This is a genomic window from Rhizobium sp. ERR 942, from assembly GCF_007828395.1.
Taxonomy (GTDB): domain Bacteria; phylum Pseudomonadota; class Alphaproteobacteria; order Rhizobiales; family Rhizobiaceae; genus Rhizobium; species Rhizobium dioscoreae.
In genome coordinates this window covers 610,650-629,962 of record NZ_VIUA01000004.1, presented here as the reverse complement: position 1 = coordinate 629,962, position 19,313 = coordinate 610,650, and the positions used below count along the sequence as shown (strand labels likewise).

The 19,313-nt window shown below is 60.0% G+C and carries 16 protein-coding genes and 1 pseudogene; 9 read left to right on the top strand and 8 right to left on the bottom strand.

Features of this window, described 5'->3' with window-relative positions:
* Positions 1-240: 240 nt before the first annotated feature.
* Genes FBZ97_RS19845 through FBZ97_RS19825 form a run of 5 tightly spaced genes read right to left on the bottom strand, consistent with a single transcriptional unit; the run spans position 241 to position 3,772 of the window.
* Entirely contained in the window at positions 241-960 is a 720-nt protein-coding gene (locus FBZ97_RS19845; RefSeq protein WP_145321066.1) for a hypothetical protein, read from the bottom strand.
* Complete coding sequence (locus tag FBZ97_RS19840) at positions 957-1,385, bottom strand: heme-binding protein (protein ID WP_145321068.1); 429 nt, start codon at positions 1,383-1,385, stop codon at positions 957-959. Before FBZ97_RS19840 ends, FBZ97_RS19845 begins: the two co-directional genes overlap by 4 nt.
* A gap of 3 nt (positions 1,386-1,388) precedes the next feature.
* The gene (locus FBZ97_RS19835; protein ID WP_145321070.1) at positions 1,389-2,108 is read right to left on the bottom strand and encodes a hypothetical protein; all 720 of its coding nucleotides are present in this window, start codon (positions 2,106-2,108) and stop codon (positions 1,389-1,391) included.
* Between the two features lie 25 nt (positions 2,109-2,133).
* Positions 2,134-2,964, bottom strand: coding sequence for an alpha/beta hydrolase (locus FBZ97_RS19830; protein WP_145321072.1), 831 nt, complete (start codon positions 2,962-2,964; stop codon positions 2,134-2,136).
* Between the two features lies 1 nt (position 2,965).
* On the bottom strand, positions 2,966-3,772 hold the full coding sequence (locus FBZ97_RS19825) for an SDR family oxidoreductase (RefSeq protein ID WP_145321074.1): 807 nt from the start codon (positions 3,770-3,772) through the stop codon (positions 2,966-2,968).
* Between the two features lie 541 nt (positions 3,773-4,313).
* Here FBZ97_RS19825 and FBZ97_RS19815 point away from each other — a divergent pair.
* A complete protein-coding gene (locus FBZ97_RS19815; protein WP_145321075.1) occupies positions 4,314-4,721 on the top strand; it encodes a helix-turn-helix domain-containing protein in 408 nt (135 codons plus the stop codon).
* A gap of 443 nt (positions 4,722-5,164) precedes the next feature.
* Here the strand turns inward: FBZ97_RS19815 and FBZ97_RS19810 are convergent, their stop codons facing one another.
* Both FBZ97_RS19810 and FBZ97_RS19805 read right to left on the bottom strand, forming a co-directional pair.
* Entirely contained in the window at positions 5,165-6,571 is a 1,407-nt protein-coding gene (locus FBZ97_RS19810; protein WP_145321077.1) for an RtcB family protein, read from the bottom strand.
* 540 nt (positions 6,572-7,111) lie between these two features.
* A pseudogene (locus FBZ97_RS19805) lies at positions 7,112-8,668 on the bottom strand (RNA-binding protein).
* A gap of 210 nt (positions 8,669-8,878) precedes the next feature.
* Here FBZ97_RS19805 and rtcR point away from each other — a divergent pair.
* Positions 8,879-10,483, top strand: coding sequence for an RNA repair transcriptional activator RtcR (rtcR, locus tag FBZ97_RS19800; protein WP_145321079.1), 1,605 nt, complete (start codon positions 8,879-8,881; stop codon positions 10,481-10,483).
* A 186-nt stretch (positions 10,484-10,669) separates the two neighbouring features.
* Here rtcR and FBZ97_RS19795 read toward each other — a convergent pair whose 3' ends face one another.
* Positions 10,670-12,307 carry a XylR N-terminal domain-containing protein gene (locus FBZ97_RS19795; protein WP_186449514.1) on the bottom strand — a complete coding sequence of 546 codons (1,638 nt, stop codon included), beginning with the start codon at positions 12,305-12,307 and terminating at the stop codon, positions 10,670-10,672.
* A 326-nt stretch (positions 12,308-12,633) separates the two neighbouring features.
* Between FBZ97_RS19795 and FBZ97_RS19790 the strand changes: the two genes are divergently transcribed.
* The 7 genes from FBZ97_RS19790 to FBZ97_RS19760 all read left to right on the top strand — a co-directional run bounded on the left by FBZ97_RS19790 (position 12,634) and on the right by FBZ97_RS19760 (position 19,303).
* Positions 12,634-13,452, top strand: a complete 819-nt coding sequence (locus FBZ97_RS19790) for an SDR family NAD(P)-dependent oxidoreductase (RefSeq protein WP_112341950.1) — start codon at positions 12,634-12,636, stop codon at positions 13,450-13,452.
* A gap of 69 nt (positions 13,453-13,521) precedes the next feature.
* Complete coding sequence (locus FBZ97_RS19785; protein ID WP_246661805.1) at positions 13,522-14,823, top strand: ABC transporter substrate-binding protein; 1,302 nt, start codon at positions 13,522-13,524, stop codon at positions 14,821-14,823.
* 131 nt (positions 14,824-14,954) lie between these two features.
* Entirely contained in the window at positions 14,955-15,683 is a 729-nt protein-coding gene (locus tag FBZ97_RS19780) for an ABC transporter ATP-binding protein (RefSeq protein ID WP_113396038.1), read from the top strand.
* Positions 15,680-16,408 carry an ABC transporter ATP-binding protein gene (locus FBZ97_RS19775; protein ID WP_113396037.1) on the top strand — a complete coding sequence of 243 codons (729 nt, stop codon included), beginning with the start codon at positions 15,680-15,682 and terminating at the stop codon, positions 16,406-16,408. The genes FBZ97_RS19780 and FBZ97_RS19775 overlap by 4 nt, the downstream gene beginning before the upstream one ends.
* The gene (locus FBZ97_RS19770) at positions 16,395-17,252 is read left to right on the top strand and encodes a branched-chain amino acid ABC transporter permease (protein ID WP_113396036.1); all 858 of its coding nucleotides are present in this window, start codon (positions 16,395-16,397) and stop codon (positions 17,250-17,252) included. The genes FBZ97_RS19775 and FBZ97_RS19770 overlap by 14 nt, the downstream gene beginning before the upstream one ends.
* A gap of 3 nt (positions 17,253-17,255) precedes the next feature.
* Positions 17,256-18,293, top strand: a complete 1,038-nt coding sequence (locus tag FBZ97_RS19765; protein WP_246661223.1) for a branched-chain amino acid ABC transporter permease — start codon at positions 17,256-17,258, stop codon at positions 18,291-18,293.
* Positions 18,290-19,303: an alcohol dehydrogenase catalytic domain-containing protein gene (locus tag FBZ97_RS19760; RefSeq protein ID WP_145321085.1), complete on the top strand. Its 1,014-nt coding sequence runs from the start codon at positions 18,290-18,292 to the stop codon at positions 19,301-19,303. Before FBZ97_RS19765 ends, FBZ97_RS19760 begins: the two co-directional genes overlap by 4 nt.
* The last annotated feature ends 10 nt before the right edge of the window (positions 19,304-19,313 follow it).

The window sequence follows — 19,313 nt, the reverse complement described above, 5'->3', positions numbered from 1 at the left end:
ACAATCCCACGGGCTCGTTAGGCCTTGTCATTTAGGATTCCGGCCGTAGTACTGGCGCTCGCCACGCAGTGAGCGCCAGTACTTGAAAAGGCCCAAGAGTTGACGCTTCTAAAGGGGCGATCCGCTCGGCATCGATGCAGGCCAGATCGTGGGAGCCGCCTTCGTAGATTTCAACTCGCATGCTTGCGTTTGCACTCTGGTTGGCGTCGCCGGCACAAGCTGCTAGCGGTCGACGACGCCTCACTCGAAACGGAAATCCGAAAGGTCCACCGAGACAATCAGCGGTTCCACCATCGGGGTGTTGTCCGGTTTTCGAGGAAAGATGCGCATTTTGGTTGGAAGAGATATTCCGGACGCCTTGACGTAATCCGTCAGATAACGGGCGGCGGCATTCCGGCCTTGGATATCGACTTCATAGTCGTGCCGCACCAGGAGTCCCACCGAATTAAAGTAGAATGTCTGCTCGGCGCTGTGGGTGGCGATGTCATCTGGAAAGCGAACGTGCAGTCGACGCCATGTCTCCCCATTTTCCTGCCAGGGCTCGATCTCGTCAGCGATCACGCCCGGCCGTTTAAGGATGAAGGGTGAGGTGAGATAGGTCCACATGGTATATCCGGCAAAATACGCTACTTGCGGATTGCTCCAGTGCGTTTCCATCTCGTAACCTTCGAAGGATTTCCTCGGATGGAAGAGTTCTTCGACGACGGCTCCAGCCGGCGTCTCGATCATCACACGGTCTGGCGTGAAGACAGAGCGATATTCGGTCGGGGCGAACGGCCAGTGCGAAACCCGCTCATCCTTCAAATCCACGCAAACCTTGCAGTCCTCAAGCACCGTGGGTTTTCCCTTCAGACCCCAGAGTATACCGCCCTGACGCAGCGTCGCCGTCAACGATGAGAAGGCATTGAAACGGTCGAGACCGCCGTGGGCCTGGATGGCAAAATTGACGAGATCGGTCATGATATCTTCCTATCAGTTACGTGCTTGAATGCTGCGACGGCCGCCTCCGCGATCGCGACATCCTGATCGATGGTTCCGCCGCTGATGCCGACGGCACCCATAAAGTTTTCCCCCGATCGCACCGGAAGTCCTCCGCCTACAATGACGTACCTGCCGCCGGCCACGCTGTTGACGCCGAAGAGAGGCTCTCCCGGCTGGATCATTGGGACGAAAGTCGACGATGGTGCCTGAAACGCTCGTGCGGTGTGCGCTTTCCCAAGGGCGAGGTCGAAGCCTCCAGCCCATGCACCATCCATCCGGGTGACGGCGACGAGGTCGCCACCCTGATCGAGGACTGTAATAGTCGCCTTGACACCGAGTTCGCCGGCGCGGGTCTCGGCGGCAGCGATCATTGTTCGCGCAACTCCCAGTTCTAGCAGAGCCATGTCTTACCGGAGCTCAATATTGGAAATGTCGATGGAGACGACCAAAGGCTCGGCAAGGCTGCTTCCATCCGGCTGACGGGGGAAAATGCGACGTTCGGTTGGAAACTTGATGCCCTGCACCTCGATATAGCCGCGGATATAGTGCGCTCCCGGCGTGTTGCCCGCGATTTCGACGTCGTAGTCGTGCCGTTTCAAAAGACCCGTCTCGTCCACATAGAGTGTCTGGATGGTGCTGTGGGTCGCGATGGTGCGCGGGAACGCCACCCTTAGCCGACGCCAGGTTTCGCCATTCTCCCGCCAATCACCAACGTCCTCAGCCGCGACACCCGGTTCCGCGAGCAGGAAAGGGATGTTGAAATAGGTCCACATGGCGAGCCCCGCGAAATAGGCGAGCTGCGGCTCCGACCATGGTGTCTCTAAGCTGTGTCCAGCAAAGGAGCTGCGAGGATCAGCAAGTTCCTCCAGAAGCTTGCCCGACGCATTCTTTAGCGTCACGTTCTGCGGTTCAAAGCGGCTAATTTTCCCCTCGGATCCGAACGGTGTATGGGAGGCCCATTCTTGACCGAGGCCGACGGTGACGTTCGTCTCGTCGAGCTTACCGCCGTGACCCTTCAGTCCCCAGAGCGCACCACCTTGTTTTAGGTGGGCGCTCAGGGTTGTAAACGTCTTCCATCTGTCGAGGCCGCCATGGGCATCGATGATCGTCTTTGCCAAAGCATTCATTGTGTTTTCCTTTGAATTCGATTTGTCACGCGTCGAGGAACGTCTTCACATGCGCGACGAAAGTATGGGGATATTGAAAGAGGGCGCCGTGTCCGGAATCGGGATAGAGGATCAGGGTCGCGTTGATCATTGCCTTGAACATTTCGTAGGCATTGATCGAGGGAAACATGGTGTCGTCGCTGCCATGGACGATCAGCGTCGGCTGCTTGATTGCCTTCAGTAGCGCGTGATCTTCATCCTGTTCGGCACACCATGCGATGATCGATTTCGCCTGCGGCTCGCTTACGTCCTCGCCGCTGTCGGGGTCGCGATCATTCGTCCTGGCCAACGCCCGGTCAACGAAAGCCTCCCCGGCTTTTTGGCTTTCCTTCGATAGTGTAAAAAATAGCGGCAGCCGCACGTCACGGGCATTCTTGGCGAAAGCCTCCTCAACCACCTCCAGCAGATGCTCTTCGCCACCTCTCGGCGCACTTCCTGCGATGATCATCTTACGGACTTTGATTCTGGAGCGCGACGCCATGATCTGGGCAAGAAATCCCCCAAGCGAGAAGCCGAGAAGATCGACCTCGCCGAAGCCGAGGGATGCGATGAAGCTTTCGGCATCCGTCGATTGTTGCTCGACATTGTCGGGAACGATGCCGGAAGAGGCGCCAACACCTGCATTGTCGAAGACGATAATGGGCCGGTCGACTGCCAGCGCGTTGACGACCGCCGGGTCCCAGGAGTCCATCGTTCCGGTGAAGTGCTGCAGCAGGATCAGCGGTGTTCCGGCATCCGGGCCTAGCCGGCGGTAAGCGAATCGGATGCCGCCTGCTTCGAGATATTTCGTGGATGCAGTTTCGAGGGAAACAGTCATTTCACTTTCCTTCAGCGACTTGGGAGGATTCGTAACGGGCGGCGACGGTGCGGCGGGACAGGTTTGGCGCCATGGAAAGACGTGCCTCCTGCATGGCGGTCCAAGGGGCGTCGTCGGCCAGGGGGGGAATGGTTACGGGCTCGCGGCGATCGAAACCGAGAAGCGCCGCGTCAACGAGGTCATCGACGTCCATTAACATCTCCAGCGGGAAGGAATCGATGTCCTTTCCGGAGCGCTCCCACAGTTCCGTCCTTGTCGCGCCCGGCAGGACAGCTTGGGTGTATATGCCCTGCGTTGCATATTGTGCAGTCATCGACTGGCTGAGATTCAGCAGGAAAGCTTTCGAACCGCTATAGACGCCGTCATAGCGCTCCGGGGCGAGAGCCAGTACAGAAGAAATATTGATCACTGCGCCGTGCCCCTTCTTCACGAAGGTTTTGCTCGCTGCGGCTGCCAGACGGGCCGGCGCGGTAATATTCAGCGCAATGATCCTGGAAATGTCGGTCCCGCTGTTTTCGAGCAGGCTGCCATTCAGCGACATGCCGGCGTTGTTGACCAGGAGCGATATGTCTTCGTTCGCAAGCCTGGTTTCCACCCGATCGAGATCATCATCATTTGTAAGGTCGGCGACGAGGATTTCGATCTTCGATCCCGTCCCTTTCAGCCGATCGGCCAGTGCGTCCATCCTCGCCCGATCACGGGCAATCAGGACGAGATCATAGCCGCGATGCGCGAGCCTATCGGCATAGACAGCACCGATGCCGCTGGACGCTCCTGTTATCAGAGCCGTGCCATTTGCTGCATTCATTGATTTCTCCGTTTAGTCTTTTAGGGTTCGAAGGTGCAGCAAGGCGCCTGCGGGTCCCGGAGAAACCAGCCGCTGCACCTATATTCACAAGCTTGGTTGTCCGGCCGCGCTAGCGGTTGACGTCGATCAGGGTTCGCCCGCGGCTTTGACCCGCCAGGATGTTGCTGGTGATTTTGTCACCGGGTCTAAAGCCCCGATCGACGGAATTCTCTACGGTTCCGGCAAAGTCGATCTCCGGGATGAGCGGAAACTTCTGAATTATGTTCTGGCCCGCCAGTGCGACAGTCCTTGTAGTTCACCGTCGACCATTCGACAGCTACGGCAACCTCGCCTGCGGTCAGGAATTCATCCTGCATCGTTTCTACGGCGGCGGTCACTTTGTTGTCGTTCTGCCTTGCAACAATTGCTTGAAAAGACACTCTGCGCTTCCTAGCTCATGGAACACGCGACCATGTAAGCGGATCCGGAAGTCATTGAAAGAATGCACAATTACAGCCTATACTATCATGGATGTAAGTAAGATGCTGAGAGGCGGTCATAGATGAGACCCAAGCGTTTGGAGCCGAAGAGCGGCTGTGCGGCCGAGCTGACGATGGCAGTGATCGGCGGACTTTGGAAACCTACGATCCTTGTCAACCTGCTGATGGGAAAGAAGCGGTTTATGGAATTGTGCCGTCTTATACCGGACGCCACACATCGTGTTTTAACGCTGCAGTTGCGTGAACTAGAGGCGGATGGGTTGATCACGCGGCGCGTCTTTCCCGAGGTTCCGCCCCGAGTGGAATACGAAGTGACAGAGTTGGCGCGATCGGTAGCGCCGATTTTAGGAAGTTTACGCGACTGGGGAAACGCATTTCGAGACAATCAGCAGAAGCTCCCGGAACTCGAACCCTATTGTCCGGCAGAAGATGTAGCGACGGAGGCCGCTTCGGCGGCAGGCTCCATTTGATTCTTGCTATAAGCAAGCTGGAGGCCGAGTGGTACACCGATCGAGAGCTTACCTCCAATGAATTGGTGAGACCGATTATTCTCACGGGACCTGGATCGGGCAACCCAAATTAGATCCCAGTTCCGATGCGAATGTCGCGCCTACATCGCTCTCAGTGAACTGAACGCAAGATCATGAAGCTTCGCATCCGATTGCGCGGCTTAGCTCAGCTGGTTTTTTATACGGATCAACGTGTTATCACTAAGATTGCACACGGATCGTCGGTTCGCATCCCCTCACATCAAACAGAATGAGCCACCCGCAGCGTGCGTTTACGTGAATGCGATATACTCTGATGCGACCGAGACCACCAACGTACCAGACGATAAACACAGTCCATTGCGGCGGTGGCGGACAGTTTGCGTTCGAGGGAAGGCAACCAACCCTGGTTGCCTTCCCGATTCTTACCGGCGATTCTTGCGCCAGGGCGCATTCTTCTGCCAGTCACCCGCCATGATGCTCCCGAACGGGATCACTTCGTCGACCACTTCGGCAAGGCCGTAATGTTCGATTTGTGCCCGCACGTTGGCGGCGCTCTTGTAGGCGCTCGGCAGTTCCGACACGTCGGCAAAGCCGGAGAAGAAGCGCACATCGAGGCCGCTTGTCTCCTTTTCCAGGATTGCTGCGATGTTGTTCGGGCTGAGCCCGCGCGAATCCGCCCCATACTCCGCCGCCAACTGCCGCATATGCGCGCTGCGCGAGATATTGCGGCCGGCGCCATGCGGCGAGAAGCCGAGACCGTGAGCGGCATTCGTCCCGCGAACGATCAGCACCGGTTCCGCCATGTTGAGCGGAATGATGGTCAGATCGGTTGCATCGTGTGCCCAGTTATCAAACGCCGGCGTTGCACCCTTGCCGTGATAGAATAGCCCGTCCGACTTCCGGAAGACGAAGTTATGCTCGTTCCAGAAGCGATCGGCGATCTTGGCCGAGAGCTTTTCCGCCGCCATGTCGTGAAGGACAAAGTGATTTTCCTTCGTCCACTGACGGATCGTCTGCAAGGCCGACCAGTAGAGGGCGCCTTCCTCGGTATCCGCCGGGATCCAGGCATTCTCGCGGTGGGTCTCGGGCGAAAGTTGCTCACGAAACCGGTTGGCGATCTTCATACCCTTGTCGTAGAGGCGTGCGCCCGGAGCTCGCGATCCATGATGGGTGACAAGCGCGGTTTCGCCGGTCGACTTCATCGTGCCGACATAGGCAAAATGATTGCCGTCGCCCTGGGTCGCGAAGTGTTCGATGCCGGCGCTCAACGCTCCATCGCGTAGATAGGGGTTCTGCTCGAAAGCCGACAGCGTCGCTTCCGAAGGCTTGAGCTGTGCGCCGCGCGGACGGCCGCCCGGGCCGAAATGCGTCACGGTATGCACGGCGTCCAGTAGCGACTTCGGATCGATGCCTGGAAAGATCGAGATCGCCATCGAGCAGCAAATATCGGCTGAATGCATGCCGGGATGGATCGCTTCGGACGCCACGACACCGCCGACCGGGATCGTGCCGATCGGCCCAGCCGGGCAGGCATCCGGCATGATTGCCGCGGAGCGCACGACCGGCGTGCGCACCAGTGCCCGCATTGTTGCGTGGACCTTTTCGACATTATCCTGCTCAAAAGCGTTCTCGGCGCGGATGTTCGAATAGATCTCGATGTCGTTGTCGGCCCGGAGGGCGAGCGTTGGCCCCGGCTGGAAAGCCTTTGCCGCGTCCAGCGCATCCGCCATCGAGCCGCCCTTGCTCAAAACCGCGTTGGCGGCGTCGAGGGCTGGGCGGAACCATTTTCCCTGGCTCATGCCGGCATCGATCAAGTCCTGTCCGCTCATTACCGTTATCATTGTCTCTTCTGCGTCTGCAGTCCTTCTGGTTCAATTGTGTTTCTTTGCCCCCGCAGAGCGGGGGTATGTATGCGATCGATGCAGCGGCGACGAGGGTGGACGAAACCGGATGGCCCCGCTCGTGCCAGGGAGCGTATGCCCAGGAGGAGTCGAACCTGCCAGACCATCCAACTTTGGCGGCTGTAGTTCCGCCCGGCATTCGCCGCTGCATTCGGCCATGGCGACAAGGCTTGAGGAAACAGCCTGCTGGTCCTCCCGAAGAGATCGCAGCAGGGCGGGGTTCGAACCCGGGACCCTAAGGGTTAACCAATGTAGTTTCCCCTGCATTCGCCATGTCACTTCCATCTGTCCGTGACGACGAGAGTTGGTGAAACGTCCTGCTCTACCGCTGAGCTACGGGTCCGTTGATTTTAGAGAACCCGGCGGGACTCGAACCCGCGACCTGGAGATTAAGAATCTGTAGTTTCATCCGGCATTCGTCACGGCCTTCGCATTTGCGACGCGAAGGTATTGCTTTTGACGAGGTCGTCAGAGCTCGATCGCCTCGATGGCTTTCACCCAGCTGTCCGCTCCCTGGCCGTGGGCCGCAAAAGCGGCGATCACGCCATAGACGGCATCGGAGAAGCCGCCGATGTTGAGCACATCGTCCCGGGTCGGCGCCTGTGTCGTGGCATGGGGCTGGATGTCGAGGCAAACAAGCTTTGCAGCCGGATTGTCTCGTTTGATCCTTGCCCATTCCGTCATCACGGCGGTCGGCTGGCCGTTCCCGCGCGCATCCACCCAGGATTCGTTGTCCGAGATGAACACGACGAGATCGACCTTGGCCTTCTCGTGTGCCAGCTTCCGCAGCGGCGCGGAGCAGTTGGTTCCGCCGCCGCCGATCTTCGCGAGCTTGTCGGCATTGGTCATGACCGAATCCCGCTTGTTGAGGCTGACATGCACTACGTCGTTCTCGAACGGCAGCACCCTTGCTTTCGGGTTGCGCTGCAGGAACGCTGCGGTCATCAGACCGGCGACGTCGATGCAGCGGACCGAGGATGTCGCTCCCTTCCGGTAACCGGTCGCGGGCGAACCCATGGAACCGGAAACGTCGGGGCAGAGCACGACGTTGCCCATCAACGGCGGAACGTTGGAGATGGCGATATCCATCGCATCCTGCAGCGCATCACGCACGACCTCCGGGATCTGGCCATCGACCGTCTTCCACGCCATCATGAGCTGATAGGGGAAGACCTTCGCCTTACGGATTTCATCCGGATCGGCCAGCCGCGCCGCCAGCGCCTCGGCAAAACCCTTGACCTCGAACACGCCGTTGCGTGCAAAGGTGTTGAGGTTCTGACGCACCATCTGCCAGCCGCCCCTGCGAGCGATCTCGACCCAATGCTCCCGCGTCAGCGGCAGCGAGGTCAGCATCTGGAACGGGACGTCCGGAACTGGCGCCGTCTGGTCACGCCGAAACGCTTCCAGTGCCTTGACGAGCTCCGGCAGTGCCACATAGTCATGCGGCTTGCCGATCGCCCAGGCATAGAGGGCCTTGCGCTCCTCCGTCGCCGGCTTAGGATGCACCATGCGGATGATATCGGCGAGCGAAGGGTCGTTGCCGACCATTGCACGCAGGATCTGTTCCGTGCTGGCCCGTTCGAGCCATGCCTGCACCATCTTCTTCGGCCGTGTGCCAAGCGACTTGCGGCCCGTAGCGCCAGAGCGCATGACCTGCACGAAGCCGCGCAGCATCTTGCCGCTCTTCACCACCCGTGGGAATGCACGGGCAAAGGCATCGCTCTGAAGGCTGGAGAGCATCGCGAGCAACGTCACGGGCATGTCCTTCATGTGACCTTTCTCGGCCGCGTAGACAGCCACCTTGGCGAGGAATTCCGCTTCCACCTCGAGGGCAAGCGCCTTCACAGCCTCAAGCTGCTCGGCTCCGTCCGCATAGAAAGTGCTGTTGAACGTACCAGTGACAGCATATTACGCCAGTGCCTCGCGCGGCGTCAGGCGATAGGACGGCGTGGCTTCATGATTTGTTGTATCTGTTCCCGGGAGCAGCTTCCCCAGATAGGTTTTGAAGATTGCCTTGTTCACCATGATGGCACCTCTTGTTTCGTTCGTGCCAGATACATTTCAAGTGGCGTGCCAGTTTGGGGAAATGAGCACGGGCAGCGATAATATTTCTAATATCTATTTGTTTTTATAGATTAAAATTTTTTACCGCCGCTGGGTGAATCTCCGGTTGAGAAATCCGGGGCGAGAGAGATATTATCCTATCGTCTAGGAGTATATAATTTTGGATAAGCCATGAAGCGGCGCGTCGCCATCAGCATATTGGGAACGACACTGGATGCCGGCAAATGGGACAATCGCTGGAACCGGTGGCGACCCACGGTCGCTCTTTGTCAACAGCCAGGCCTCTTCATCGACCGGCTGGAGCTGATCCACGACAATCATGCGCAGCCTCTCAGCCAGCGTATCGTCGCGGACATTAGTACGGTCTCGCCGGCGACGGAGGTGCGCAGCAATGTCATCAACTTTCGCGATCCCTGGGATTTCTCGGAGGTCTACACAAACCTCAGGGACTTTGCCCGCGGCTACAGCTTTGATCCCGACACGGAAGACTATCTCGTCAACATAACCACCGGCACGCATGTGGCGCAGATCTGCTGGTTCCTCTTGACCGAGGCGCGCATCATTCCCGGCCGGCTGCTGCAGCTTTCGCCGCCGCGCGATCGGGAGGCCGAGCAGGATGTCGTCGGCACCCACCGGATTATCGATCTGGATCTTTCCCGTTATGACGAGATCGCCAAACGTTTCGCGTCGGAACGGGAGGATGCAGCCTCCTTCTTGAAGTCCGGCATATCGACCCGCAATGCCGCTTTCAACAGGATGATCGACGAGATCGAGAGAGTAGTGATCCGGTCGACCGCACCCGTCCTTCTCACCGGACCGACCGGGGCCGGCAAGTCGCAGCTTGCCCGCCGCATTTACGAATTGAAAAAGAGCCAAAGGAAGATCAGCGGACCTTTCGTTGAAGTCAACTGTGCGACATTGCGTGGCGATCAGGCCATGTCAGCTTTGTTCGGCCATGTGAAGGGCGCCTTTACGGGTGCGGCCAGTGAGCGTGCGGGCCTCCTGAAATCCGCCGACAAAGGCGTCCTGTTCCTCGATGAGATTGGCGAGCTCGGCCTCGACGAGCAGGCCATGTGCCTGCGCGCGATCGAGGAAAAGAGATTCTTGCCCGTCGGCGCTGATCGCGAGGTCGCGGCAGACTTCCAACTGCTTGCCGGCACGAACCGCGATCTTGGCGAAGATGTTCGTAAGGGACGCTTCCGCGAGGACCTCTACGCCCGGCTCAATTTGTGGACCTTCCAGCTGCCGGCTCTGCGCGAACGAAAGGAGGACATAGAACCCAATCTCGATTTCGAACTGAGGCGCTATCTGGAGCGGGAAGGGGAAAACGTGACCTTCAACAAGGAGGCGCGGGAACGCTATCTGACGTTCGCGACCAGCCCGCAAGCCGTCTGGAGTGCCAATTTTCGCGATCTATCGGCCTCGGTGACGCGTATGGCGACACTCGCGCCGCACGGGCGTATTACCACCGAAGTCGTCGACGATGAAATCAAGCGCCTCAATGCGTTTTGGCGCCGCGCGACCGATGATGATGGGACCAATGCGATCATTGAAGATGTGCTGGGCGCAGAGGCTGCCGCCCGCCTCGATCGTTTTGATGCAGTGCAGCTTGCAAGCGTTCTTCAGACCTGCCGCGAGCACGCGACGGCGAGCGCTGCCGGCAGAGCCTTGTTTGCGATCTCGCGATTGGAAAAGAAAAGCAGCAATGACGCAGATCGCCTGACGAAATATCTTGCGCGCTTCGATCTCAGATTTGAGGACGTCAAACGGCGGTGACCGACCGTAGGCTCGTCAGTGCTTATATCTGAAAGCCGGAAGACGAGTTGCATAAGTCCGTCTCGTCGGAAACATAACATTTTCAAAGGCTTAGCAGGCTTCTGGTTGTTCGAAACAGCCGGGCCGGCGGTTCGCATCCATTCAAGAGCGAGACATTGGACAGGAGGGCAATGCCTGTCGAATGGGCTATCCTAGCAGTTCTTCATCACCTGTGGCTTTGCGTTGCCGAGTATTTTCTACGCGGTATGCGAATTGTGCTCTAGTCAGTCCAAGCATACGAGCGGCGGCGGAAAGATTTCCATGCGCCCGATCCAAGGCCGCGGTGTATAGTGCCTGTTCAAGAGTACTGAGTGAAAATCCTTCGGATTCTAACAATTGATTGGGATCGGTCGGCGTTCCCCTGTATTCGTGGCTGTTGCTGCTCCCCGAACTGATAGCGAAGCGTGTCAGTTGAGCTTCGATCTGTGCAGCGGAAATCGTTGTATTGTTGGTCTTTGTGTCGAGCACGGCGACAAGTACGTTACGCATCTGGCGCAGGTTTCCTGGCCAGAGTTCTGCCTCAATCAACTCCTCGGCCGCCGCTTCGAAGCGGAGAGGCTCGAGGCTCATTCGATCCGCAAGCACCGGCAACATCGAGCGCGCCAACGCCACTCGCTCGCCTTCCCTTTCACTTAATGTCGGCATGCGAACGGTTATCGGGGAGAGAACGGAAAAAAGTTCTTTTAGAGAGCCTTGCTCCTTCGTTGCAAAGCATTGGTCAGCGACCGCGACGACGCGCGGTCCACCAGTCGCGATGCCTTCCTCGATTGCGCGGGCGAAGTGGTGCTGGACGTCGTGGGGTATAGTTTCCACAGCGTCGATGACGATCATCTCGCGATGGGATGTTCGTCGGGTTGCCTTCATCGGCCGTGCGACCTCGGCGCAAAGCGCAAGGTCGACCTGCACCCCAACCAAGCGTCGCAGATCGGTCGCAGACGCAGCAGACCTGCGGTGCAGATAGCGCGCCGCTATACCGCGTCCCGTCCCCGGTGCACCCGTTAGCAGCACGGGCAGGGTTGTGGCCGCGAGGCGGTCGAGTTTGTCGCGGACCGGCATCAGGATCAGGTTGTCGAGGCTGGAGAAGGACGTGTCGGTGGCGCGCGCGGCGCTGCCGCGCGAGGCGGGAGCGGGGCTGATGTCGTCGGCAACATCGATACGTTCGCGGAAAAGCGTCACTTCTGGATCATTGAGGCCCCAGCCATCGGCTGGTTTTCCGACCACTCGGCAATGGCTGTGGCCCTGCGCGGCACATTCGATCTCCTTGTACACGATCAGCGTGTCAAAGAACTCGCTGGCATAACCCGAGGCGTAGCCAAGCTGCGTCCAGCAGACGGATTCGGATGCCAGTCGCGTCTTACTGAACTCGGCGGCTTCGACGCTGTCGCGCCAAAGGAATTCGGCAGAAAATCGCTTCTTGCGGAAGTCGTAGGAGTTGAAGACAGTCTCTACGCGCACCACGCCGCTAAAAGTGTGTAGCCGCGTTCCGGCCGTGAATGCGTCACCTATGTCCAGATTTGGCCAGCCGGCGCGCACGAAGCGTGCGTCCGAGCGGCCGGACATGAAGCCCAGGCGCAAAAGGAAGACGCGCGCCTCTTTCTCGCCGAGCAACCGCACAAGTTCCCGCCTCAGATCGGAAAGGGCGGACGCGCGCTGCATGACGATGCGTGCGCCATTCAGCTGGATCGTTCCGTCATTGGGATTGAAGACCAAGCTGGAGAGAAGCTGCCGGACGGTTGGATTGCCGCCTCGATCCAGCATCCTAGAAGATTCGACCAATCCCTGCATCAAGACCTCTTCCGCGCAGCGAGCCGTTTGGCGATCCTTTCTCGGACGCCGATTTATCATTTCATCAAGTCGCTTCATCTTTTCAGTAAGCGATTGCCTTGGCAAGCCACGTATGTGGGAGCGCGCATCCAAAAAATACCGTTGTATTTCAACATATTGAAGTTTGGTCGAGAAACTTCTTTCATTCCCCCGCCTGCGTGTTTGACAGGCGGTCGGGAGTTCTCGTCCTAATGAACCAGTTCTGCTGCGTCCGGGAGGGCAAGGCAGAATGGAGGAAGTTCGGGCCGAGGCTCCGGCATGCCATCCTCGACGGCACGGGAGGAAAAATGACGAGCTTGCAGGATATGTTCGACGTTCGTGGCAAATCGGTCATCGTGACCGGCGGCGCGAGCGGCATAGGGCGGGCCTATGCGGAAGTGATGGCGGATAACGGTGCTCGTGTCTGCATCTTCGATATGGATGGCGAAAATCTCGACCGTGTCGTGGCGGAAATCGCCCGACATGGAGCTGACGTTTGCGGTCTGGAGATCGATGTCTCGGATCGGCCGGCCATGGCGGCGGCTTTCGACGCGGTAGCAGAGCGTCAGGGACGGATCGACATCGTCTTTGCAAATGCGGGCATCGATGCTGGGCCTGGCTTCCTGTCGACGACAGGTGAGCGGCTCCAAGGCGGCGCCATCGATGTTCTCGACGATCATCACTGGGATCGGGTGATCGAGGTCAATCTCTCTTCGGTCTACACAACCGTCAAGCATGCGGCCCGGCACATGAAAGCGACGGGGGGCGGTCGTATCATCGTGACCTCCTCGATCGCTGCCCAGATCAATGAGGCGATCGTTGGCACGCCCTACATGCCAGCCAAGGCCGGCGTAGACCATTTCGTGCGCCAGATGGCGATGGAATTGGGCCAATTCGGCATTCTCATCAATTGCATCTCGCCTGGTCCCTTCATGACCAATATCGCCGGCGGCAGGCTGCGGATACCGGCGGATCGCAAGGCCTTCGAACAGCAATCGCTGATCGGGCGGATTGGCGATCCCGAGGACATCAAGGGGCTTGCTCTCTATCTCGCGTCGCCGTGCTCGTCCTACGTCACGGGCAGCCAGATTGTCATTGACGGAGGTTCGATGCACCGCATCAAGTAAATGAACTTCGCCGGATGCGGGAGGAGGAAATCGCAGCCGGCGAATGAGCTTCAGAGGGAGGATAAAATAATGGAATCGAAAACCAGTTTGTCGATGCCTTCTCGCCGCACGGTGCTGAAGGGAATAGGCGCCGGCCTTGCCGCCTCGGCGCTCGGTGCGCCGACGATTGCCCGCGCGCAATCGGCCGGCACGATCAAGGTCGGCTTCATCACGCCGGCGACCGGGCCCCTTGCCCTTTTCGGTGAGACCGACGGCTGGGCTCTGGAAAAGGTCAAGGCGCAGCTCAAGAATGGTCTGGAGACGGCGGCCGGCCACTACGATGTCGAATTCCTGATCCGCGACAGTCAGTCGGACCCCAACAAGTCGGCGGAAGTCGCCGGCGATCTCATTCTCAATGAGGGCGTTCACCTGCTGCTGCCGGCGTCTACGACCGATACGGTAAGCCCTGCTGCCGATCAGGCCGAACTCAACGAATGCCCCTGCATTTCGACAGGCGCGCCTTGGCAGGCGGTCATCTTCCCGCGTGGAGGCAAGGACAAGCCGTTCAAATGGACCTATCACTTCTTCTGGGGCCTGGACGAAGCGCTGAACACCTATGTCGGCCTCTGGAACACGCTGGACAGCAACCGCAAGGTCGGCATGCTGTTTCCGCAGAACGCCGATGGTGAGACATGGGGCAACATGGATTATGGCCTGCCTGCACCCACCAAGAAAGCCGGCTTCGAGATCGTCGTTCCCGGCTTCTTCCAGCCGCGCACCAACGATTTTTCGGCGCAGATCACGGCTTTCAAGCAAGCCGACTGCGATATCATCGGCGGTATTGCCTATCCGGCCGATCTGAAGACCTTCGTCAACCAGTGCGCCCAGCAGGGCTATAAGCCGAAGGCGATCACGGTCGCGGCTGCATTGCTCTTCGCCTCGGGCGTGGAAGCCATGGGCTCGCTCGGGGAGGGCATGTCTTCGGAAGTTTGGTGGACCCCCGCCTTTCCCTTCAAGTCGACGCTGACCGGTCAGGTGAGCCGCGATCTTGCCGACCAGTGGGAAGCGGAAAAGAAGAAGCAGTGGACGCAGCCACTCGGCTACAGCCATGCCATCCTCGAAGTGGCGATCGACATTCTCAAGCGCTCCAAGAACCCACTCGACCGCACCGCCAATCTCGAGGCGGTTGTCGCCACCAACACGCAAACGTTGATCGGGCCAGTCAATTTTGCCAAGGGACCGCATCAGAACGTGGCGACCTCGCCGATTTTCGGCGGGCAATGGGTCAAGGGCGACAAATGGCCGTATGATCTGAAGATCGTCGACAATACCGTCAACAAGCTCTTCCAGCCGGAGCGCAAGATCGTGCCGCTGCCCTGGCGGACTGCCTGAACAAGGCGTGAAGCCAAGGCAAAGCGAGATACCGCCCCTGCTTGATGCGATCGGGCCGGGACGGATCGGACGGAGGATCGAAGGGCGCGCCCAAACGCGCCGCCGGCATTAAAAGGCCGGGGTGGAGGAGCATGGAAAACGGCGTACTACTGGAGGCACGCGACCTCAGCAAATCGTTCGGGGCTCTCAAGGTCCTGCACGAGGTGAGTTTTGCGGTCGGCGCTGGCGAGGTTCTGGGCATTGTCGGCCCGAATGGTGCCGGCAAGACAACCCTATTCAACCTGATCAGCGGCGACATGCGTGTCGATGGCGGTGAGTTGGTCTTTGACGGCCAGAAACTCGTTGGTCAGCCGCCCTATCGCCGCTGCAAAATCGGCATTGGCCGGACCTACCAGATCCCGCGTCCCTATGTCGGTATGACGACCTTCGAAAACCTCCTCGTCGCCGCGTTTTTCGGCAGCGGCACCAAGGATGCCGAGAGCTATCAGCGCTGCGCAGAGATCCTCAAGGCCTGCGAGTTGTCCGACAAGGCGAACCGTTCCGCCGGCTCGCTGACGCTGCTCGATCGTAAGCGGCTGGAACTGGCGCGTGCGCTTGCCTCGTCGCCAAAGCTCCTGTTGCTCGACGAAATTGCCGGTGGGCTTACCGATGAGGAGGGTAGGGCGCTCGTCTCGCTTATCCGCCGCATCCGCGACAGCGGGGTCACTATTGTCTGGATCGAACATGTGCTGCACGCGCTGCTCGCCGTCGCCGACCGCATGCTGGTGCTGAATTTCGGGGAGAAGATCGCAGAAGGTGTGCCGGCCGAAGTCATCCAAAGTCCGGAGGTGCGAAGGGTCTATATGGGGGTCGAGGCATGAGCGCAGCACTGCTTTCCACACATGGACTGGTCGCCCGCTACGGCGATTTTCAGGCTCTTTACGGTATCGACTTCGAGATTGCCGCGGGCGAGGTCGTCGCCCTGATCGGGGCAAACGGTGCCGGCAAGTCGACGCTTCTGAAATCGATCATGGGCCTTCTGAGCGTTGCGCCGGGCATGGTGCAGCTCGAGGGACGGCCGGTCGGCGGCGCCAAGCCGCACCGGATGGTGGCCGATGGCGTGGCGATCGTGCCCGAGGGCCGTCGCCTCTTTGTCGGCATGTCTGTCATCGACAATCTGCGCGTCGCTATCGACCATGCCGGCAAATCCGCCGCCAATGGCTGGACGCTGGAGCGCCTGTTCGCGCTCTTTCCGGTCCTGAAGGAAAAGCAGGCCGTGCCTGTGCAGTCCCTGTCCGGTGGACAGCAGCAGATGGTGGCGATTGGCAGGGCGCTGCTCAGCCAGCCGCGCGTACTTCTATGCGACGAAATCAGCCTGGGCCTCGCGCCGAAGGTGGTGAAGGAAATCTACCAGGCGCTGCCGTCGATCTGTGAAACAGGTACGGCGATCGTGTTGGTGGAGCAGGACGTCGGGCTCGCCCGCTCCTCGTCGAACCGGCTCTACTGCATGCTCGAAGGCCGCGTCAGCCTTACCGGCCGATCAGCTGATATCTCGCGCGAAGCGATTGGCGAAGCGTATTTCGGAGGGGCCCATGCTGTGGCTTGACGGCCTTGTCCAGGGCATTCTTCTCGGCGGTCTCTATGCCCAATATGCGCTCGGTATGGCGCTGATGTTCGGCGTCATGCGCGTCGTCAACATCACCCATGGCGACCTGGTGATCCTCCTGGCGCTGATCGGCATCAGCCTGGCTACCACATTCTCGCTCGGCCCGTGGTCGGTGCTGGTGATCCTCGTGGTGCTTGGGGCCATCATCGGCGTCATCCTGCAGCGACTCATCCTCAACCGCGTCGTCGGCGCCGATCCGCTTCCCTCGCTGATCGCCACCTTCGGGCTCTCCATCGCCCTGCAGAACGCCATGCTGCAGATATGGTCGGCCGACACCCGCTCGCTAGGCGGCGGCGACATCGTGCATGCCTCCTTCCAACTCGGGCCGCTCTTCGTCGGCGTCTTGCCAGTGATCGTGCTTCTGACGGCTACCGTGCTGACCGGCGGCCTCGATGTCGCGTTGCGCTCGACACGCTTTGGCCGTGCCCTGCGCGCAGCTTCGGCCGATGTGGAAGCCGCGGCGCTGACAGGTGTCAACCCGAAGACGGTCTATACCGGGGCAACGGCAATCGCTGTTGCGATCCTCGGATTTGCCGCGGTCTTCCAGTCGTTGCGTTCGACCGTGGCGCCTGCCGACGGGGCCTTCCAGCTGATCTACGCCTTCGAGGCTGTCATCATCGGCGGCATGGGGTCGATCTGGGGTGCCTTCCTCGGAGCGATGGCGCTCGGGGTCAGCCAGTCGGTGGGATTCCGCATCGACCCCGGCTTCGGCATCCTCGCCGGCCACCTCGTTTTTCTGATCATCCTCGCCCTGCGTCCCCAGGGCTTCCTAGGAAGGGGTTGAGCCGTGACCAATGCCTTCGCCGCCCGCTTGACCGATGCCGTCCCGCGGCCCGCCGTGCGCGTACAGCGCCAGACGCGCTCGAGCCTGATTGCACTCGTTATCAGCGTCGCGCTGCTCGCGGCTGTCGCTTCGATGCCGCTCTGGGCAAGCCAGGGCCTCATCCGCGATGTCGTTGAACTATGCTGCTACATCACCGTCGCGCAGATGTGGAACCTGCTCGCCGGTTATGGTGGCCTCGTCTCCGTCGGCCAGCAGGCCTTCGTCGGTACGGCCGCTTATGCAATGTTCATCATGGCGCAGCTTTGGGGCTTAAGCCCCTTCCTTGCCGTGCCTTTGTCGGTCATCGCACCGGCGATACTGGCGGCACTTACCTATGGCCTGCTGCATCGGCTCGATGGCCCATATTTCGCTATCGGCACCTGGGTGGTGGCGGAAGTCATGCGCCTTGCCACGTCCGTCTTCAGCTATGTCAATGCCGGCGCCGGCATGAGCCTGCGTGTCATGTCCAGCTATACGCCCACTGAACGCGCAATCGGCATTTCGGTACTGGCGGCGCTGATGCTGCTTGTCGCCGTCGGCGGCAGCTATCTGCTATTGCGTTCGCGCTATGGCTTGGCGCTGGTCGCCGTGCGAGACAATCCGATTGCCGCGGCAAGCCAGGGCGTCAATGTGGGCCTCCTGAAATTCCTGATCTGGGTTGCCGCCGCCATCGGCACTGGCCTTGCCGGTGCCATCTACTTCATGGCGCAGCTGCGCATAACGCCACCGGCCGCCTATAGCCCCACCTGGGCGAATGTGGCGATCTTCATCGTCATGGTGGGCGGGCTCGGCTCGCTCGAAGGGGTGCTGATCGGCGCGCTTGTCTATTTTGTCGCCGACCGCCTGTTCGGACAGTACGGCGCCACCTATCTCGTCGTCCTCGGGCTACTCACCCTCGTCATGGCGCTTTTTGCCCGCGGCGGTCTCTGGGGATTGATCCAGAAGGCGACAAACGCCTCCTGGTTCCCGACGAGGCGCACGCTTCTGGAGGACCCGCGATGAGGGCGGCACTGTTCGAGGCGGTCGGACGACCGCTTGAGGTCAAAACGATCGAAACGCCGCAGCCAGGCGCTGACGAGCTATTGCTCCGCGTTGCCGCCTGCGGCATTTGCGGTTCCGACCTGCACATGACGGAAGATCCCGAAACCTTCGCGCTCAAAAGAGGCGGCGTCCTCGGCCATGAAATTTCCGGCGAAGTGGTGACCTGTGGCGCTGAGGTCGCGAATTTCAAAACCGGCGACCGGGTTGCCGTCGCACCGATGCGCGGCTGCGGCCACTGCGACAGCTGCTCGCGCGGCGAACCCGCGTGGTGCGCCGAGATGCGGCTGATCGGCGGCGGCTATGCCGAATTCGTCACCGTCGCTGCCCGTCAGTGCCGCCGGTTGCCGGACGATTTGCCGACCGAGGAGGGGGCTCTGGCCGAACCGGTTGCAGTCGGCCTGCATGCGGTCATGCGTTCGGGGCTGAAGCCGGGCAACCGCGTGCTGATTCTCGGTGCAGGCCCCATCGGTCTTCTTGTCGCCTTCTGGGCGAGGCGGCTGGGGGCGGCCCATGTCGTCATCGCCGATCTGAACCGCCACCAAGCAGAGCGTGCCGGCGAAATCGGCGCCACCGGCTTCGCACTCTCCGGGGAGGGTCTGGCAGAGGAGTTTCGCGCATTGACCGGTGGCGTACCGGACATCGTCTTTGAATGCGTCGGCAAACGCGGGTTGATCGATGCTGCCTGCCGGCTGGTACGCGTGCATGGCACGGTGGTCGCGGTTGGCCTCTGCGTCGGCGGCGACACATGGGACCCGTTCGCGGCGATTTCCAAGGAAATACAGGTGATCTTCGCCGTGTTCTTCACCATGGCGGAGTTCAACATGGCGCTGCAGGCGCTCAGTCCTGGCCGCCATCGGCCGCAGGCGCTGGTGACCGGCCGGATCGGTCTTGCCGCCGTGCCAGAGGCATTCGAAGCGCTCAAGCGACGCACCACGCAATGCAAGGTGCTGATTACGCCCGCGGTCGGCTGAAACGGCATAG

What these genes read in the sequence shown, in the direction of transcription:
- FBZ97_RS19845 (WP_145321066.1), bottom strand. Translation starts at nt 960, where the DNA reads ATGACCGATCTCGTCAATTTTGCCATCCAGGCCCACGGCGGTCTCGAC.
- FBZ97_RS19840 (WP_145321068.1), bottom strand. Translation starts at nt 1,385, where the DNA reads ATGGCTCTGCTAGAACTGGGAGTTGCGCGAACAATGATCGCTGCCGCC.
- FBZ97_RS19835 (WP_145321070.1), bottom strand. Translation starts at nt 2,108, where the DNA reads ATGAATGCTTTGGCAAAGACGATCATCGATGCCCATGGCGGCCTCGAC.
- FBZ97_RS19830 (WP_145321072.1), bottom strand. Translation starts at nt 2,964, where the DNA reads ATGACTGTTTCCCTCGAAACTGCATCCACGAAATATCTCGAAGCAGGC.
- FBZ97_RS19825 (WP_145321074.1), bottom strand. Translation starts at nt 3,772, where the DNA reads ATGAATGCAGCAAATGGCACGGCTCTGATAACAGGAGCGTCCAGCGGC.
- FBZ97_RS19815 (WP_145321075.1), top strand. Translation starts at nt 4,314, where the DNA reads ATGAGACCCAAGCGTTTGGAGCCGAAGAGCGGCTGTGCGGCCGAGCTG.
- FBZ97_RS19810 (WP_145321077.1), bottom strand. Translation starts at nt 6,571, where the DNA reads ATGAGCGGACAGGACTTGATCGATGCCGGCATGAGCCAGGGAAAATGG.
- rtcR (WP_145321079.1), top strand. Translation starts at nt 8,879, where the DNA reads ATGAAGCGGCGCGTCGCCATCAGCATATTGGGAACGACACTGGATGCC.
- FBZ97_RS19795 (WP_186449514.1), bottom strand. Translation starts at nt 12,307, where the DNA reads ATGCAGGGATTGGTCGAATCTTCTAGGATGCTGGATCGAGGCGGCAAT.
- FBZ97_RS19790 (WP_112341950.1), top strand. Translation starts at nt 12,634, where the DNA reads ATGACGAGCTTGCAGGATATGTTCGACGTTCGTGGCAAATCGGTCATC.
- FBZ97_RS19785 (WP_246661805.1), top strand. Translation starts at nt 13,522, where the DNA reads ATGGAATCGAAAACCAGTTTGTCGATGCCTTCTCGCCGCACGGTGCTG.
- FBZ97_RS19780 (WP_113396038.1), top strand. Translation starts at nt 14,955, where the DNA reads ATGGAAAACGGCGTACTACTGGAGGCACGCGACCTCAGCAAATCGTTC.
- FBZ97_RS19775 (WP_113396037.1), top strand. Translation starts at nt 15,680, where the DNA reads ATGAGCGCAGCACTGCTTTCCACACATGGACTGGTCGCCCGCTACGGC.
- FBZ97_RS19770 (WP_113396036.1), top strand. Translation starts at nt 16,395, where the DNA reads ATGCTGTGGCTTGACGGCCTTGTCCAGGGCATTCTTCTCGGCGGTCTC.
- FBZ97_RS19760 (WP_145321085.1), top strand. Translation starts at nt 18,290, where the DNA reads ATGAGGGCGGCACTGTTCGAGGCGGTCGGACGACCGCTTGAGGTCAAA.